This window comes from Paraburkholderia sp. BR10954 (assembly GCF_040965775.1).
GTDB classification, from domain to species: domain Bacteria; phylum Pseudomonadota; class Gammaproteobacteria; order Burkholderiales; family Burkholderiaceae; genus Paraburkholderia; species Paraburkholderia youngii.
This window is the reverse complement of the sequence record NZ_JBFRCK010000011.1, coordinates 140890-158102: the sequence shown is the minus strand read 5'-3', so window position 1 is coordinate 158102 and position 17213 is coordinate 140890. Positions and strand designations below refer to the sequence as shown.

15 protein-coding genes are annotated in these 17213 nt (G+C 63.7%); 7 read left to right on the top strand and 8 right to left on the bottom strand.

Features of this window, described 5'->3' with window-relative positions:
• Positions 1-359: 359 nt before the first annotated feature.
• From AB4Y34_RS17865 to AB4Y34_RS17855, 3 genes are all read left to right on the top strand, one after another.
• Positions 360-1193: an RNase A-like domain-containing protein gene (locus AB4Y34_RS17865; RefSeq protein ID WP_176380757.1), complete on the top strand. Its 834-nt coding sequence runs from the start codon at positions 360-362 to the stop codon at positions 1191-1193.
• A 9-nt stretch (positions 1194-1202) separates the two neighbouring features.
• Positions 1203-1493 (top strand): contact-dependent growth inhibition system immunity protein, encoded by a 291-nt coding sequence (locus tag AB4Y34_RS17860; RefSeq protein ID WP_176121239.1) that lies wholly within the window; start codon positions 1203-1205, stop codon positions 1491-1493.
• A gap of 456 nt (positions 1494-1949) precedes the next feature.
• Positions 1950-4190 carry an NADP-dependent isocitrate dehydrogenase gene (locus tag AB4Y34_RS17855; RefSeq protein WP_368716752.1) on the top strand — a complete coding sequence of 747 codons (2241 nt, stop codon included), beginning with the start codon at positions 1950-1952 and terminating at the stop codon, positions 4188-4190.
• A 97-nt stretch (positions 4191-4287) separates the two neighbouring features.
• On the opposite strand, the gene AB4Y34_RS17850 is transcribed toward AB4Y34_RS17855, so the two are convergent.
• The 3 genes from AB4Y34_RS17850 to AB4Y34_RS17840 form a co-directional block, all read right to left on the bottom strand.
• A complete protein-coding gene (locus tag AB4Y34_RS17850) occupies positions 4288-4974 on the bottom strand; it encodes a flagellar motor protein MotB (protein WP_368716751.1) in 687 nt (228 codons plus the stop codon).
• A gap of 58 nt (positions 4975-5032) precedes the next feature.
• Positions 5033-5797: a flagellar motor protein gene (locus AB4Y34_RS17845; protein ID WP_368716750.1), complete on the bottom strand. Its 765-nt coding sequence runs from the start codon at positions 5795-5797 to the stop codon at positions 5033-5035.
• 61 nt (positions 5798-5858) lie between these two features.
• Positions 5859-7109 (bottom strand): cyclic nucleotide-binding domain-containing protein, encoded by a 1251-nt coding sequence (locus AB4Y34_RS17840; protein WP_368716749.1) that lies wholly within the window; start codon positions 7107-7109, stop codon positions 5859-5861.
• Positions 7110-7498: 389 nt separating this feature from the next.
• On the opposite strand from AB4Y34_RS17840, the gene AB4Y34_RS17835 reads away from it, so the two are divergent.
• From AB4Y34_RS17835 to AB4Y34_RS17820, 4 genes are all read left to right on the top strand, one after another.
• Positions 7499-8434, top strand: a complete 936-nt coding sequence (locus AB4Y34_RS17835) for a spermidine synthase (protein WP_368716748.1) — start codon at positions 7499-7501, stop codon at positions 8432-8434.
• 296 nt (positions 8435-8730) lie between these two features.
• Positions 8731-8973, top strand: coding sequence for a DUF3311 domain-containing protein (locus tag AB4Y34_RS17830; protein WP_176366947.1), 243 nt, complete (start codon positions 8731-8733; stop codon positions 8971-8973).
• Positions 8970-10520 (top strand): monocarboxylate uptake permease MctP, encoded by a 1551-nt coding sequence (mctP, locus tag AB4Y34_RS17825; RefSeq protein ID WP_176121243.1) that lies wholly within the window; start codon positions 8970-8972, stop codon positions 10518-10520. The genes AB4Y34_RS17830 and mctP overlap by 4 nt, the downstream gene beginning before the upstream one ends.
• A 129-nt stretch (positions 10521-10649) precedes the next feature.
• The gene (locus tag AB4Y34_RS17820) at positions 10650-11774 is read left to right on the top strand and encodes an FUSC family protein (RefSeq protein WP_368716747.1); all 1125 of its coding nucleotides are present in this window, start codon (positions 10650-10652) and stop codon (positions 11772-11774) included.
• Between the two features lie 40 nt (positions 11775-11814).
• Here AB4Y34_RS17820 and AB4Y34_RS17815 read toward each other — a convergent pair whose 3' ends face one another.
• From AB4Y34_RS17815 to AB4Y34_RS17795, 5 genes are all read right to left on the bottom strand, one after another.
• On the bottom strand, positions 11815-12234 hold the full coding sequence (locus tag AB4Y34_RS17815; protein WP_176380764.1) for a VOC family protein: 420 nt from the start codon (positions 12232-12234) through the stop codon (positions 11815-11817).
• A 229-nt stretch (positions 12235-12463) separates the two neighbouring features.
• Positions 12464-13417 carry a transaldolase gene (gene tal, locus AB4Y34_RS17810; protein WP_368716746.1) on the bottom strand — a complete coding sequence of 318 codons (954 nt, stop codon included), beginning with the start codon at positions 13415-13417 and terminating at the stop codon, positions 12464-12466.
• 224 nt (positions 13418-13641) lie between these two features.
• The gene (locus tag AB4Y34_RS17805) at positions 13642-14862 is read right to left on the bottom strand and encodes a benzoate/H(+) symporter BenE family transporter (RefSeq protein ID WP_368716745.1); all 1221 of its coding nucleotides are present in this window, start codon (positions 14860-14862) and stop codon (positions 13642-13644) included.
• Between the two features lie 61 nt (positions 14863-14923).
• Positions 14924-16099 (bottom strand): VWA domain-containing protein, encoded by a 1176-nt coding sequence (locus AB4Y34_RS17800; RefSeq protein WP_368716744.1) that lies wholly within the window; start codon positions 16097-16099, stop codon positions 14924-14926.
• Between the two features lie 28 nt (positions 16100-16127).
• Complete coding sequence (locus AB4Y34_RS17795) at positions 16128-16970, bottom strand: MoxR family ATPase (protein ID WP_176109203.1); 843 nt, start codon at positions 16968-16970, stop codon at positions 16128-16130.
• Between the last annotated feature and the right edge of the window lie 243 nt (positions 16971-17213).

The window sequence follows — 17213 nt, the reverse complement described above, 5'->3', positions numbered from 1 at the left end:
TTGCTCGCTCAGAAGACGCTGTATCTCGTCAAGGAAAGAGGCGGTCGTCTAGCCCCACCCCTCGAGACGGAACCCGCGCATGCTCTTTCCTGAACGAGTCTCACGAATCAAACCCTGCTGTCTGTGAGAGTCATCTCTCTTGTAGCACGAGACAATCTCTGGAGCGGTTTCTCCGAAATACGATGTAACGATATCGTTCGGCATCCTGTTGCATGTCAATAGCGTCTTGGACTACTGAGTACTGGCGGTCCACAGCGCCGTCCGTCCGGCGGACGTACAAATCATCCTTCGCCCATAGCCGACCTGTGAAGTCGCCTGATAGCCTCAAAGTCCCGAAACGAACAGAGAGGATTTTTTGCATGTCACAGGCGAATGAGTCAGACGATTTTCGCGTTGTACTGAGCGCCCCGCAACTCGTGGCCGTCTTGGCCCGTCAATCGATTAACCAGACCGAAATGCTTTCCAATCGGCTATGGGGCGGCTTGCAGGTTGTCGGTGGCGTTCTGGAAATGGTCGGAGCGGCCGCACTATGCGTTCTGCCGGAGCCGACGATGGCGAGCAAAGCCGGGTGTGTCGTGTTCGGCGCACATGGTTCTGATACGGCGGCGGCCGGTCTGCGTCAGGTCTGGACGGGGCGGGATACGGCTACGCTGACCCAGCAGGGTACGACGAAGCTGGCCGAGGCGATGAAAGCTAGTCCTGGCATCGCGAGCAGTATTGGCTTGTCGCTTGATATCGCCGTGCCGTTTGGCTTTGCTGGTTCGGTCAAGGCCGCGCGGGCTTCGCGGATCGTGATGGGCAGGATTGACCTAATGAAGCACGAAGCGAAGCTGGGCAGTCGGATCGGAGGCCACACAGTCGAGAAACATGTGGGGCGCACTGAAGCACAGTTGCGCGAGCGATTAACTCGCGAACCAAAGCGGCAAACGGTTTCGTCGTTCACGAATATCGAGTCTGCGGAATGGGCGATCTCGGAGGTGATGCGGGTTGACGCACTTCGGATCAAAACATGGGCGCAATCTTCGAGGCGAGCCAAGCCGCTCGAATTGGAAAAGGACGTAGGGAGGACCGTCGGCTATGGAATATCCAGGAAAACAGATAGCTTAACGGGCATGAGCGTTGTACACCTCGTTCTTAAATACGAAACGTACAACGGAATGCCATACTATGTTCTCACGGCCTACCTATACTGAGTTCTAGCAATGAGAGAAACTTCATACCCCGAACTGAATCAATTGTTCGGCGTTTACTTGAACCAGGATTTCGACATATGGGGTGAGACCATTCCCGATATTGTTGCCTGTTACAAAAGGGATAGCCCGGTGGCTGACCATCAATCAATGCTCGCAGAGATAGAAAGATTCGAGAAAGAACACCAGCATGATCTCGATGTCGCGTTCGATCAGATGTACGGGCACGAGTTCTCTCCTGTCCCATGGGGACACACGACCGCATCATTTCTTGGGGAATTGAAGCGGCTGTTGAGTGAATAGCCAAGTCGCGATCGCCGCCTACGAGCGCGCTTTTGCATCGTTTGCCCCCCCGTATCCGCGGGGTTCTTGTTGGCTAGTGAGACGGGGCGCAATATAGGGTGCGGCCTGATTCGGAAAGCCGGACAGATGGCACCGCCTAATCCATGCGTGCTCCGTTGCGCGTCGATGTTCAGTCGCAAATGCTACTGAGGTGAGGGCTAGTGGCTTTCCGTGTCGTTCACGTTCCGATTCTCCCCGCAGCCCAAAAATGAGGCAGAATCCACACGTGCTACCCGCTGCGCGACGCAGTCCGCCGTGTTCGCTTAATCGTTCCGCTTTGGCGTTCCAGGGCCCCGCATCGCCATCCGCCGCGCACAGCGTTTGTGTCCTCGTGTTGTCGTTTTCCTGATCGACGCTTGCGCATCCTGCCGGTATCACGCGCGAGATGCCTCTCAACCGCCCGCCCAGAGCCTAGCAATGACGACCCAGCAACCGACCATCATCTACACCCTCACCGACGAGGCCCCGCTGCTCGCGACAGCGGCGTTCCTGCCGATCATCCGGACCTTCACGAGGCCGGCCGGCATCGAGGTCGAGACCAGCGACATCTCGGTCGCGGGCCGCATCCTCGGTGAGTTCCCCGAATTTCTGACCGAAGCGCAGCGGGTGCCCGACAACCTCGCTGAACTGGGTCGCCTGACCTCGTTGCCCGACACCAACATCATCAAGCTGCCCAACATCAGCGCATCGGTGCCGCAACTGACGAGCGCGATCAAGGAGCTGCAGGCGAAGGGCTACAAGGTGCCCGACTACCCGGAAGATCCGAAGACCGACGCGGAGAAGGCGATCCGTCAGCGCTACTCGAAGTGTCTCGGCAGCGCGGTGAACCCAGTGCTGCGCGAGGGCAACTCGGACCGTCGCGCGCCGGCCGCGGTCAAGAACTACGCGCGCAAGCATCCGCACAGCATGACCGAATGGAGCATGGCCTCGCGCACGCACGTCGCCACCATGCGACATGGCGACTTCTATCACGGCGAAAAATCGATGACGCTCGATCGCGCGCGCGACGTGAAGATGGAACTCGTCACGAAGAACGGCAAGACGATCGTGCTGAAGCCGAAGGTCGCGCTAGAGGACGGCGAGATCATCGACAGCATGTTCATGAGCAAAAAGGCGCTGCTCGCGTTCTATGAAGAACAGATGGAAGACGCGCGCAAGACCGGCATGATGCTGTCGCTGCACGTGAAGGCGACGATGATGAAGATCTCGCATCCGATCGTCTTCGGCCACGCGGTGAAGGTGTTCTACAAGGACGCGTTCGCGAAGCACGGCAAGCTGTTCGACGAGCTCGGCGTGAACGTCAACAACGGCCTCGTCAATCTGTACGAGAAGATCGAGGCGTTGCCGGAATCTCAGCGCGAGGAAGTGATCCGCGACCTGCACGCGTGCCATGAGCATCGTCCGGAACTGGCGATGGTCGATTCGGCGAAGGGCATCTCGAACCTGCACGCGCCGAACGACGTGATCGTCGATGCGTCGATGCCGGCGATGATTCGCGCCGGCGGCAAGATGTGGGGCGCCGACGGTCGTCCGAAAGACACCAAGGCGGTGATCCCGGAGAGCACGTTCGCGCGCATCTACCAGGAGATCATCAACTTCTGCAAGACCAACGGCGCGTTCGATCCGGTCACGATGGGCACGGTGCCGAACGTCGGCCTGATGGCGCAGAAGGCGGAAGAATACGGCTCGCACGACAAGACCTTCGAAGTGCCGGAAGACGGCGAGGCGCGCATCGTCGATCTCGCGAGCGGCGAGGTGCTGCTCACGCAGAACGTCGAGCAGGGCGACATCTGGCGCATGTGCGAGGTGAAAGATGCGGCGATCCGCGACTGGGTTAAGCTCGCGGTCACGCGCGTGCGCAATTCCCGCACACCCGCGGTGTTCTGGCTCGACCCGTATCGCCCGCACGAGGCGGAACTGATCAAGAAGGTCGAGGCCTACCTGAAGGATTACGACACCACCGGCCTCGACATCCAGATCATGTCGCAGGTGCGCGCGATGCGTTACACGCTGGAGCGCGTCGTGCGCGGGCTCGATACGATCTCGGTCACCGGCAACATCCTGCGCGATTATCTGACCGACCTGTTCCCGATCATGGAGCTGGGCACGAGCGCGAAGATGCTGTCGATCGTGCCGTTGATGGCGGGCGGCGGCATGTACGAGACCGGCGCGGGCGGTTCGGCGCCGAAGCACGTGAAGCAGCTCGTCGAAGAGAACCATCTGCGCTGGGACTCGCTCGGCGAATTCCTCGCGCTCGCGGTATCGCTCGAAGAGCTGGGCATCAAGACCGGCAACAACCGGGCGAAGATCCTCGCGAAGACGCTCGACACCGCAACCGGCAAGCTGCTCGACAACAACCGCAGCCCGAGCCCGAAGACGGGCGAGCTCGACAATCGCGGCAGCCAGTTCTATCTGGCGATGTACTGGGCGCAGGAGCTGGCCGCGCAAACGGACGATGCCGCGCTGGCCGCGCAGTTCGCGCCGCTCGCGACGCAGCTGACCGCCAACGAGCAGGTGATCGTGGCGGAGCTCGCGTCGGTGCAGGGCGCGCCGGCGGACATCGGCGGCTATTACAAGCCGGACTTCAACAAGCTCGAAGAGGTGATGCGGCCCAGCCACACATTCAACGAGGCGCTCAAGGCGGTGCGCGTCGAGTGAGGTAACGGCAAGTGACGACGGGCGGCCCGTTGCGCGCGGGCGGCTCGTCGTAGGAAGGGCGGCCAATGCTGCCTGCAAACGCTGCCCGCGAACGCGTTCAGTACTGCACGACGATCGTGACCCGGCGGTTCGCAGCTCTTGCCGCCGCGTCAGCGCCGGCAACCAGCGGGAAATTGTCCGCCCGCCCGATCGCGGCCAGTCGATGCGGCTCGATCCCGCGCTCGACCAGATACCTGACCACCGCCCCGGCACGAGCTGACGACAGCTCCCAGTTAGACGCATATTTCGCGGTCGCAATCGGCACGCTGTCGGTATGTCCTTCGACGAGCACGTTTCCCGTCGAATCCTTTTGCAGCACCTGCGCGATCTGAGTCAGCACCTCGAACGAATCGGGTAGCAGCCGCGCATCGCCGGCGTTGAACAGGATCTTCGCGTTGATGCCGATTTCGACGCCGTGCGGCACGTCCGTCACCGTGATCAGCCCTTTCTCGCGCAGTGCATCGAGCAAGGCGCTCAGTTGCTTGCGCGCATCCTGTTGCGTGCCGCCTGCTGGCGCGGGCGCGCTCTGCTGCGCCGTTTTAGTCTCGAGCGTCTGATACCTGAGTTCGAGTTGCTTCGATTTCGCCAACTGCAACGCGTACAACGCGAGGAACAGCACCATCATCGTCGTGATGAGGTCCGCGTACGAGATCAGCCAGCGGCCGCCCTGGGTGCCTTCGCCGCTGTGCTCGTCGCGATCGTCCGTGCTGCTGGCGAGGCTCTTGCCGCCAGACGTCGTTTGCATAGTGATTGATCCGTTTCGAATGTCGGCGCGTCTCGCTCAGCGGCGCGCTCCAAAAGGCTCAGGCCAGCGACTCCGCTGCGCACCCGCGCACCTCGCCGCTCAGGCGCGTTTCGATCGTATGCGGCGACTCCTTGCGCGAAATCGCGAGCAGTCCGTCGAGATAAAGCCGGCGAAACCGCACCTCGCTGTCGACCTGCGCCTGCAGCTTGCCGTACAGCGGCAGAAACACCAGATTCGCGAGTGCGAGACCGTACAGCGTCGCGACGAAAGCCGTCGCGATGCCCGAGCCGAGTTGTGCCGGATCGAGAATGTGATTGGTGACCTGGATCAGCCCGAGCACCGAGCCGAGAATGCCGAACGTCGGCGCATAGCCGCCCGCCTGCTGCCATACGCGCGCCGCCGCCATGTGGTTGCGCGCATAGGCATCGAGTTCGCGCTGCAGCGCATCTTCGAGCACGGCGGTCGACACGCCGTTCGCGAGCAGTTCGAGCCCGCGCCTGGCGAATGGATGAATGCCGCTCGCGTCCATCGATTCGAACGCGAGCAGACCGTTGAGCTTCGCCTGATCACCCCATTCGAGCAGATCCGCCAGGCTCTTCTGGTCGACCCGCCGCGCGCGCGTGAACGCGAGGCCGAGCAGCTTCACCGCATCGAAGAAGCGCGCCCACGTGTTCTGGATCATCACCGCGCCGAGCGTGCCGCCGAGCACGATGACGAACGCCTCGTACTGGAACAGCGTCAGAAAATGCCCGCCTTCGAGCGCGAAGCCGAAAACGATTGCCGCTCCACCGAACAGCACACCAAATAACGTCAACAGGTCCATGCCTTTCCCCGAACGGCGCCGCGCTCGCGCGCGCATGAGCGGCGGCGCGCCGTCAAACCGCTTAGCGCGCGGCCTCGTGTAGCGCCGCGCGCGGCGCGGACGGTGCCTTCAGCGTTTTCACCGCATCGAGCAGACGTTGCTCGATGTCACCGACTTCGATCGCATCGATCTTGAGATCGCGCCGCATCACCCACGACACTTCGTTACGATGCACTTCGGTCATCACCGACAACAGGCGCTCGGCTACCGGCTGCCCGTCGATACTGGCGAGCAGCTTCGCGAGATCGTACGTGTCGAAGGCGCTGACGGCTTCGAACAGCGTGCGCTGGTCGACGAATGCGAGATCGTCGAGCGAATTCAGCGCGCCGCTCTGGCGCGTATTGCGTCGCGAGAAATACGCGACGCCTTGCTGCTCGACGTAGGTCAGCACCTTCGACTTGCGGAATGCGAACACTTCGTCGGCGATTTCGCCGTGCGACAGCTTGTTCAGAATCAACGTCTTGTCGACGCCGATCAACGCCTCCAGATCGGTCAGCTCGATCAGCTCGAGCTCGCTGCTCACCGCGATATCGAGGTCGCCGTCCGCGACCTGCTGCGCGCGATCGACGATGCGCGCGGCGTCGAACGTGACGACCTGGCGCGCGGCCGCGCCGTCGTACGCCGAGTATTCGGTCGATACGTTATTCAGTTGTCCGGACTGCGCGGCCTCGATCGTCACGAGATTGAGCTTCTCCATCCGCTTGAGCATCGCCATCACGTGCGGACGCGAATGGCCGGCAATCGCGCGGCATTTTTTAATCACTTCGACGAGCGGTACCGAGGTTTCCTCGGCCTGCGAGTGCAGCGGCCGGCGTCCCCAGCTATCGCTCGCATCGCGCCGTTCGCCGTTGGGCATCAGCGTCAGCACGTGCGCATACGACAGCACACCAGGCAGAAAGTCGGCGTGCGTGTAGGTCGCGAGCAGATCGTCCTTGCGTTTCACGCGACGAATCAGCGTGCGCGTGATATGACGCAGCAACGGCGACACGCGTTCGATCTCTTCGTCGAGCATGCTGGCCGGCACGACGGTCAGTTGACAGAAGGTCAGCGCTTTCGCGGTGTTGCTGCGCGGCTCGGCCGCAAGCAACGCGGCTTCGCCGAAAAATTCGCCTCGGCCCAGCGTCGCGACGACGACCTTTTTGTCGTCGCAGCGAGTGGAAAGTTCGACCTTGCCTTCCGTGATCAGAAAGACGACGGGCTCACCCGAGTAGCCCTCGGAATAGATGACCTCACCGGGCGCCGCTGTGCGCGTCCACGACTGTTGCCGATTCAAAGTAATTCCCCTGCAGCGCGATTTATCCTTGCGGCTGCACGACGCGATGCATTGCATTGCATTGCATGGGTCGGCAGCCCTGTATGCCGTTTACGACATTGGCAGGGCTCTCTTTAACCGGCAGCGGAGGGGCGGACCGCGAGGAAATACGCTGTGAGCCGCGTTCAGACGAGAAGAACGGCGATAAAGCGACATGTCAATCGTTTGCGCGTGCGTATTGGTGCATGTATGCGCTGAGGTAGTGGCCGCCAAATTTTTTATCGACGCGGTTCCGTGCGAGAGTCCGTTGAAAGCGGATTGCAAAAGAGCGCATTCGAATGAGCGGGCCGCAGCGAATGCTATGCTCTCGGTCGACCAAAAATCATGCGCCCGCGGCGCGACATCCACACATGACGAAACTGATCAAGCGCGCTTCGGCCGAAGCACGCGCTTTCCGTAACCGGGACGCCGAAGCCATCGGCGGTAAGCGGAAAATCGCGCACAGACAGGCGCCAAAAACCGCACGCAACGCGAACCGCGCCTTCGACCACGAGCTTCACGACGCGCCGCAAATCGAAGCGCCGCGCAAGCCGCGCTTCGCACCGGTGACGTTCTCCGAAGAGGGCGGCGTGCGCTACCTGCATTTCGGCACGGAATGGGTGCAAGGCGCGATGCGCCTGCGCAAGCCCGATCACATCGAACTCGAATACGCGCAGCAGATGATGGCCTGGCTGCTGTTTCTCGAAACGCCGAAGCGCATCGTGCAGCTCGGGCTCGGCGCGGCGGCGCTGACCAAGTTCGCGCACCGCTTCCTGAAGAGCGCGCAGGTCGAGGCCGTCGAACTGAATCCGGCGGTCGTGGTGGCCGCGCGCACGATGTTCGAACTGCCGCCCGACGATGCGCGCCTGACGGTGCACGAAACCGACGCATGGGACTTCGTCAACGAGAGCGCGAATCACGGCACCATCGGCGCGCTGCAGATCGACGTCTACGACGCGACCGCGCGCGGCCCGGTGCTCGACAGCGTCGGTTTTTACCGCGCGGCGCGCGCATGTCTGACCGACGCGGGCATCGTCACGGTGAATCTGTTCGGCGATCATCCGAGCTTCGTGCGCAACATGAAGCGCCTGAACGAAGCCTTCGACGGTCGCGTCGTTGCGCTGCCCGAAGTGCACGACGGCAACCGCATCGCGATCGCGTTCTCGGGCCCGGCGCTCGACGTGCCGTTCGCCGCGCTCGACGCGCGCGCGAAGCTGATCGAAGCCGAGCTCGGTTTGCCGGCGCGCAAGTGGATCAAGGGCCTGCGCGAATCGACGGGTCAGACGGGCGCATCGTTTGCCATCTGAGCGCTGAATTCCGATCAGCGCGCGAAGAATGAGGCGGCCGTGCCGGCGTATCAGTCGGCACGGCCGTTTTGCTTCCGGTATTTTTTTCACGTCGATGCTGCAGCGTGATCCAGTCTGCAGCGTTGGACGCCAATGTGCCTCCGGGTCGCCCCGGCTTGACCGGGCGTTCGCCACTCCTATACTCTTGCGAGGCTTTCGGGGAGCCCGTGGCGGACCGCGGGACGACCACCCGCTGAGGTCCTCGTCCCGTCGACCACGGGCAGACAAATTCAAAATAGGAAAAAACAGGAGACGTCATGGCTCACGACGCCGACGTGAAGAAAGCCAGCAAGCACTGGCTCTGGCTATTGCTGCTACCGTGGATCGCGATGATCTGGGTGCCGTCCTACAACCGGATCGAGCCGCAGCTGTTCGATTTCCCGTTCTTCTACTGGTATCAGCTGCTGTGGGTGCTGATCAGCGCGGTCATCACCGCGTTCGTCTATGTGAAGACCAAGTCCCGCTATACGGGTCGCCCGAACGGGGGCGCACAACGATGAACCCCATTGCAACCTTTGTCTTCGTTCTGTTTTTCATCGGCGTCACGATTCTCGGCTTCGTCGCGGCACACTGGCGGCGCGGCGATCTCGCGCACCTCGAAGAGTGGGGTCTCGGCGGCCGGCGCTTCGGCACGATCGTCACGTGGTTCCTGCTCGGCGGCGACCTGTACACCGCCTACACCTTCATCGCGGTGCCGGCGCTCGTGTTCGGCGCGGGCGCAACCGGCTTCTTCGCGCTGCCGTACACGATCCTGATCTATCCGTTCGCCTTCGTCGTGTTCCCGAAGCTGTGGAGCATCGCGAAGCGCCACGGCTACGTGACCTCGGCGGACTTCGTGTCGGCCCGCTACGGCAGCCGCATGCTCGCGCTCGCTGTCGCCGTGACCGGCATCGTCGCGACGATGCCGTACATCGCGCTGCAGCTGGTCGGTATCGAAGTGGTGATCGGCGCGCTCGGCTTCGACACCACCGGCTTCGTCGGCGATCTGCCGCTGATCATCGCGTTCGCGATCCTCGCGGCCTACACGTACACGTCGGGCCTGCGCGCGCCGGCGATGATCGCGGTGGTCAAGGACATCCTGATCTACGTGACGATCTTCGCCGCGATCATCGTGATTCCGCCGCAGCTGGGCGGCTTCGGCCATATCTTCGGCGCGGTCCCGCCGGCCAAGCTGCTGCTGAAGTCGCCGGACGTGTCGAGCCTGAACGGCTATAGCGCGTACGCGACGCTCGCCGTGGGTTCGGCGCTCGCGCTGTTCCTGTATCCGCACTCGATCACCGCGGTGCTGTCTTCGAAGTCGGGCAACACGATCCGCCGCAACATGGCCTTGCTGCCGGCGTATTCGCTGGTGCTCGGCCTGCTCGCGCTGCTCGGCTTCATGGCGCTCGCGGCCGGCGTAAAGGACATGCCCGAGTTCGCGCCGTACTTCAAGGCCTTCGGCCCGAACTTCGCGGTGCCGGCGCTGTTCCTGCACTTCTTCCCGTCGTGGTTCGTCGGCGTCGCGTTCGCGGCGATCGGTATCGGCGCGCTGGTGCCGGCGGCGATCATGTCGATCGCGGCCGCGAATCTGTACACGCGCAACGTGCACAAGGAGTTCATCAACCGCAACATGACGCACGACCAGGAGACCAACGTCGCGAAGCTGGTGTCGCTGATCGTCAAGGTCGGCGCGGTCGCGTTCATTCTCGGTTTGCCGCTGACCTACGCGATCCAGCTGCAGCTGCTCGGCGGGATCTGGATCATCCAGACGCTGCCGGCCATCGTGCTCGGTCTCTACACGCGTGTGCTCGATTATCGGGGTCTGCTGCTCGGCTGGGCGGCGGGTATCGCGACCGGCACGTGGATGGCGATTTCGTTGAACCTCGCGAGCTCGATCTTCACGATTCATCTGTTCGGCATCGCGATTCCGGGCTATGCGGCGGTGTGGTCGCTGATCGTGAACCTCGTGGTGTCGGTGGTCGTGAGCCTGATCGTGCGCGCGGTGGGCATGCAGCGCGCCGAGGATCGCACCCGTCCGGAAGACTACCTGGACATCGTCGAAGGCTGATTCCGGCTGCAACTTCACGCTCCGAAACACGCAACGCCCGCCGACGCAAGTTGACGGGCGTTTGTGTTTGCGGGGCACTCCAGGGCAGGATAGCGGAACCGTCCTTTCACGCGTTCGCCGCGCGCCGCCATGGCTGCTGCCGATACTCCCACCGTGATCCCCCGCCGCACGGCGCTGAGCCGGATGGTGCGCGCGGTCACGTCGCCGTATTACCGCTACCGCCACGCGAAGGTGCTGCATAGCCTGCGCGTCGGCCTCGCGATGCTGGTGTCGATTCTGGCGACGACCGGCATCGATATCCCGCACGGCATCTGGTCGTCGGTGACGCTGCTGGTCGTGATCGGCGGCTTGCAGCATCACGGCAATATCCGCAAGAAAGCGGCCGAACGGGCGGCCGGCACGCTGCTCGGCGCGTCGATCGGCCTGTTGCTGATCGTGCAGCAGAACTTCATCGGCTCGCTGCCGCTCACCTATGTGCTGGAGGCGATCATCGCGTCGATCTGCGCGTGGTTCGCGATCGGCTCGTCCGGCTATATCGGGCTTCTGACCGCGATTACGATGTGCATCGTCGCGGGCCACGGCGACAACCTGATCGACGTCGGCCTGTGGCGCACGTTGAACGTGCTGATCGGCATCGTGATCGCGCTGGCGTTTTCGTTCGCGTTTCCACTGCACGCGACGTATTCGTGGCGCTACGGGCTCGCCGCCAATCTGCGCGAATGCGCGGGCATCTACGCGCGGCTGCTCGACGGCGAGACGATCACCGAGGAGGAGCAGGTCCAGCGCTTCCTGCGGATCAACAAGCGGCTGGTGCAACTTCGTTCGCTGATGCCGTCGGTCGCGAAGGAAATCGACGTGCCGCAGACGCGACTCGAGGAGATCCAGCGGCTGCATCGCTCGGTGCTCAGTTCGCTCGAACTGCTGGCCACCGGGCCGCTGATGAACGCCGCCGCCGCCGCGCGCAGCGCCTATGCAGCGCATTGCGGCGCCGAGGTGCGCGCTGTGCGCGCGATCCTGTTGTCCACCGCGCGCGGGCTGCGTTTCGGCCGTCCGTCGCGCTTCGGCATTCCGGCCGCGGCGCCGCTCGCGAAGGGGCATGGCGACGTGGCCACCGCGTTGCCGCCCGACTGGCAAGGACCGTACTGGCTCGGTCAGCGGCTCGCGGAGCAGGTGGACCGGCTGCGCGCGCTATTGCTGGAGACCGAGCCGAACTGGAACATCGAGCGGCACGAGCGGGCGACGCGTGGCGGGTAGCTGGTCGAATGGCCGAACCCAAAGGCTCGGCCGCTAAGCCTCAAACCTGCGGCGGCAGCGTGACCATCCACATCATGCCGAAGCGGTCCACCACCATTCCGAAGCCCTTGCTCCAGAACGTTTGCTGGAACGGCATCACGACCTGCCCGCCATCGGCGAGCGCGTTGAAGCATTTTTCCGCCGACGCGCCGTCTTCGACGGTCAGCGACAGGCTGAAGCCATTGAACGGGCCGGCCGCCGGATCGCAGTTGCCGTCGGAAGCCATCCACGTGCTCGAGCCCAGCTGCACGTTCGCGTGCATGATCTTGTCGGCGAGTTCGGGGCGTGGCGGGTTTTGCGCGTCGGGTGGCGCGTCCTTGAACAGCATCTTGAAGGTTACCTGGGCGCCGAGTTTGTCGGTGTAGTAGTCGAGCGCTTCCTGGCAACGGCCGTTGAAGAACACGTAGGGCTGAACATACATGATCGTCTCCCTGGTCAGGCGTTGGGCGGGCGCCCTCGTTCCTCGCCAGCTCAGGCGGGGAGGGGCGTGCAGTCGATTGTAGTCGCAGCGTAAACGAGGAGCGGCGCCGAACCGTGAGATTCGGCGCCGCTCGTCATGGATGGCTTTCGAGCGGAGCGGGCGAGGCGTGGCGAGCGTGAACGTGAGCGTGAGCGTCACGCAGCCAGCCACGTCCGCCGCCCGCGGCACCTCAGCGCAGCGTGTCGATCAGTTTTTCCAGCTTGATTGCGTCCGCGGCGAACGTACGGATGCCTTCGGCGAGCTTCTCGGTCGCCATCGCGTCGTCGTTGACGAGGAAGCGGAACGACTTTTCGTCGACCGGCACGCGCTCGATGTCCGCGTCCTGCGACGCCTCCGGCGACAGCTTGCGCTCGATCTTGTCGGTGCTCTCGTGCAGCTTTTGCAGCAGGTCGGGGCTGATCGTCAGCAGATCGCAGCCGGCCAGTTCCAGGATCTGCGAGGTCGTGCGGAAGCTCGCGCCCATCACTTCGGTTTTGTAGCCGAACTTTTTGTAGTACCCATAGATGCGGCGCACCGACTTGACGCCCGGGTCGTTGGCGCCGCCGTCTTTCGCTTCGTCCCACGCGCTGCCGGCGCTCTTCTTGTACCAGTCGTAGATGCGGCCGACGAACGGCGAGATCAGCTGCGCGCCAGCTTCTGCACAGGCAGCCGCCTGCGGGAGCGAGAACAGCAGCGTCATGTTGCAGCTGATGCCTTCCTTCTGCAGCACCTCGGCCGCGCGCACGCCTTCCCACGTCGACGCGAGCTTGATCAGCACGCGGTCGCGTTCGACGCCGTGCTCCTTGTACAGCGCGATCAGCTCATGGGCTTTCTTGATCGAGCCTTCGATGTCGAACGACAGGCGCGCGTCGACTTCGGTCGACACCCGCCCCGGGATGATCTTCAGGATTTCGGTGCCGAACGCGACCAGCAACTGGTCGATGATCGCGCCGACCGGCTTCGACGCATGCGCCTTCACGGTCTTTTCCAGCAGCGGCCGGTAGTCGTCTTTCTGCACGGCCTTCAGAATCAGCGACGGATTGGTGGTCGCATCGCGCGGCTTGTACTGCGCGAGCTGCTGGAAGTCGCCAGTGTCGGCCACCACGGTGGTGTATTGCTTGAGTTGGTCGAGTGCGGTTGTCATGTTCGGGCCTTCAGGGCGCATGTGCGCCGTGGTTCAGGAGAAATGAGGATGCCGCCGCGCCGGCTGGACGAAACACAGCGATCAGCCGGCGCCGGCGGCCGCGGGTCAAGCCGCAGCGCGTCCCGCGATGGCGCCGGGAAACGCTGCCGGATACATCTATTCTATGGCGGATCGCCGACGACGGCATGAACACCGGGTACGGACAGCCGGGCGTGGCGATCCGTTCACACGCGGCGCGCGTTCAGCACGACTTGCGTGATCACGCCGGCGACGAGCCCCCAGAACGCCGAGCCGATCGACAGCAGCGTGAGCCCCGAGGCGGTCACCATGAACGTAACGAGCGCCGCCTCGCGCTGCCGCGTATCCTGCATCGCATTGGCGAGGCCGCTCATGATCGAGCCGAATAGCGCGAGCGCCGCGACGGAGACGACCAGTTCCTTCGGAAACGCCGCGAACAGCGCGGCGATCGTCGCGCCGAACACCCCCGCGAGCAGATAGAAAATACCGCCCCATACGGCCGCCGTGTAGCGCCTCGCGGGGTTTTCGTGCGCTTCGGGGCCGGTGCAGATCGCCGCCGTGATCGCTGCAAGATTGATGCCGTGCGAGCCGAACGGCGCGAGCAGCAGCGACGCGACGCCGGTCGTCGCGATCAGCGGCGCGGACGGGGTCGTGTAGCCGTCGGCGCGCAGCACCGCGATGCCCGGCACGTTCTGCGAGGCCATCGCGACCACGAACAGCGGAATGCCGATGCTCACGCACGCCGCCACCGAAAACGACGGCATCGTCAGCACCGGATGCGCGAGCGCGACGTGAAAGTGGCTGAAGTCGAGCAGCCCGAGGCCGCCGGCCGCGGCCGTGCCGACCACCAGCGTGGTCGGAATCGCGTAGCGCGGCACGAACCGTTTGACGATCAGGTAGGTGAAGAACATCGTCAGCACGAGCGCGGTCTGGTACTGCGCGGCGCGGAAAATCTCGATGCCGATCTCGAACAGGATGCCCGCGAGGAGCGCAGCCGCGAGGCCGGACGGAATCCGCTTCATCAGCGCGTCGAACCAGCCGGTGACGCCGACCAGCGTCAGCAGCGCCGCGCAGAAGACGAACGCGCCGATGGCCTGCGCATACTCGACATGCGGCAGCGACGCCACCAGCAGCGCCGCGCCCGGCGTCGACCACGCGATCACGATCGGCGCGCGAAAGCGCAGCGACAGGCCGATCGTGCAGAGGCCCATGCCGATCGACAGCGCCCAGATCCAAGACGAAATCTGCGCGTCGCTCAGATGCGCGGCCTGGCCCGCCTGGAACATCAGCACGAGCGAGCTCGTGTAGCCGGTCATCGCCGCGACGAAGCCCGCGACGATCGTCGACAGCGACGTATCGGCGAGCGGACTGAAGCGCCTCTGCGGCGCGGCGGCGGGGGACAGCTGGGGCGACGGGGACGAACTCATGCGAAGGCTTTGTTGTTGTGGAAGTTGAAGCGTCGGGACGTGGGTTGCGGAACCACGGGCGTTACTTGCTCAGCACCCGCATGGCCGTCTCCAGGCCCGCGAGCGTCAGCGGATACATGCGGTGGCCCAGCACTTCGCGGATCGCACTGACCGACTGCCGATATGGCCACAGCGCTTCCGGTTCCGGGTTCAGCCACGCGAAGTGCGGGAAATGATCGGCGAGGCGGCGCAACCACACCGCGCCGGCCTCGGCGTTGTTGTACTCGACCGAGCCGCCCGGCTGCAACACTTCGTACGGGCTCATCGTCGCGTCGCCGACGAAGATCAGCTTGTAGTCCGGCGTGAACTTGTGCAGCACGTCCCACGTCGGCGTGCGCTCGGCGTGGCGGCGGCGGTTGTTCTTCCACAGGAAGTCGTACACGCAGTTGTGGAAGTAATAGAACTCGAGGTGCTTGAACTCGGCCTTCGCGGCCGAGAACAGCTCCTCGGTGCGCTTCACGTGATCGTCCATCGAGCCGCCGACATCGAGCAGCATCAGCACCTTCACGTTGTTGTGCCGCTCGGGCACCATCTTCAGATCGAGCCAGCCGGCGTTCGCGGCGGTGCTGCGGATCGTGTCGGGCAGGTCGAGCTCTTCCGCGGCGCCCTCGCGGGCGAAGCGGCGCAAGCGCCGCAGCGCGACCTTGATGTTGCGCGTGCCGATCTCGACCTGGTCGTCGTAGTCGCGGTAGGCGCGCGCTTCCCAGACCTTGACGGCGGTGCGATTGCCGGCCGCGTCGCCGCCGATGCGCACGCCCTCGGGGTTATAGCCGCCGTTGCCGAACGGCGACGTGCCGCCCGTGCCGATCCATTTGTTGCCGCCCTCGTGGCGCTCCTTCTGCTCGTCGAACAGTTCCTTCAGGCGCTCCATCAGCTTGTCGATGCCGCCCATCGCCTCGATCTGCGCCTTTTCCTCGGGCGACAGGTCGCGTTGCAGCTTCTTCTTCAGCCAGTCGAGCGGAATCTCGAACGAGAGCTCCGAGCTCGCCGCGACACCATTGAAAAAGGCGCCGAACGCCTGGTCGAACTTGTCGAAGTACTGCTCGTCCTTCACGAGCGTGATGCGCGACAGGTAGTAGAACTCGTCGAGCGACGGCGCGATCACGTTGGCCTTCAGCGCTTCGAGCAGCGTCAGGTATTCCTTCACCGAGACCGGCAGTTTGGCGGCGCGCAGCGAGTAGAAGAAGTCGATCAGCATGCTGGAGGTCCTGCGGCGCGGTGCGCGCTCAACGGTTGTTGCGGTTCATGAACAGCAGCCGCTCGAACAGGCCCACGTCCTGTTCGTTCTTCAGCAGCGCGCCGTGCAGCGGCGGCACGATCTGCTTGTGGTCGGCCGAGCGCAGCGCTTCGGGCGGAATGTCTTCGGCGAGCAGCAGCTTGAGCCAGTCGAGCAATTCGGAGGTGGACGGCTTCTTCTTCAGCCCGGCGACGTTGCGCAGCTCGAAGAAGCTCTGCAGCGCGGCGGCGAGCAGGTCCTTCTTGATGCCGGGGTAGTGCACGTCGACGATCTGCTGCATCGTCGTCGCGTCCGGAAACTTGATGTAGTGGAAGAAGCAGCGGCGCAGGAACGCGTCGGGCAATTCCTTCTCGTTGTTCGACGTGATGATCACGAGCGGGCGATGCTTCGCGCGCACCAGCTCGCGCGTCTCGTACACGTAGAACTCCATGCGGTCGAGTTCGCGCAGCAGGTCGTTGGGGAATTCGATGTCGGCCTTGTCGATCTCGTCGATCAGCAGCACGCTCTGCTCGTCCGATTCGAACGCCTGCCACAGCACACCCTTGACGATGTAGTTGCGGATGTCCTTCACGCGTTCGTCGCCGAGCTGCGAATCGCGCAGTCGCGACACCGCGTCGTATTCGTACAAGCCCTGCTGGGCCTTGGTGGTCGACTTGATGTGCCATTGCAAGAGCGGCATGCCGAGCGCGGCGGCGACTTCCTCGGCGAGCATGGTCTTGCCGGTGCCGGGTTCGCCCTTGATCAGGAGCGGACGCTTGAGCGTCATCGCGGCGTTGACCGCGAGCTTGAGGTCGTCGGTGGCGACGTACTGCGATGAGCCTTCGAAACGCATGGCGAGATGCTCTTGTTCGGGAAAAAACCCAGTATAAGTCAGAAGGCCTGTTGGCCCGAAACCGGCTCACGTATGTTGTCAGCCGTGCCGGGTAGACGCGCCGGCGCCGCTGTGGCGTCATCGCGAAGCCGCCGCGAGCATGGCGCGCGGCCCGTCCAGACGGGCGTTGCGCGGCTCCCGCGTGTTGTGGACGTTCGGCGCGGCGTCGCGGTACAATGGGCCCGATTTTTTTGGCCTGCGTGG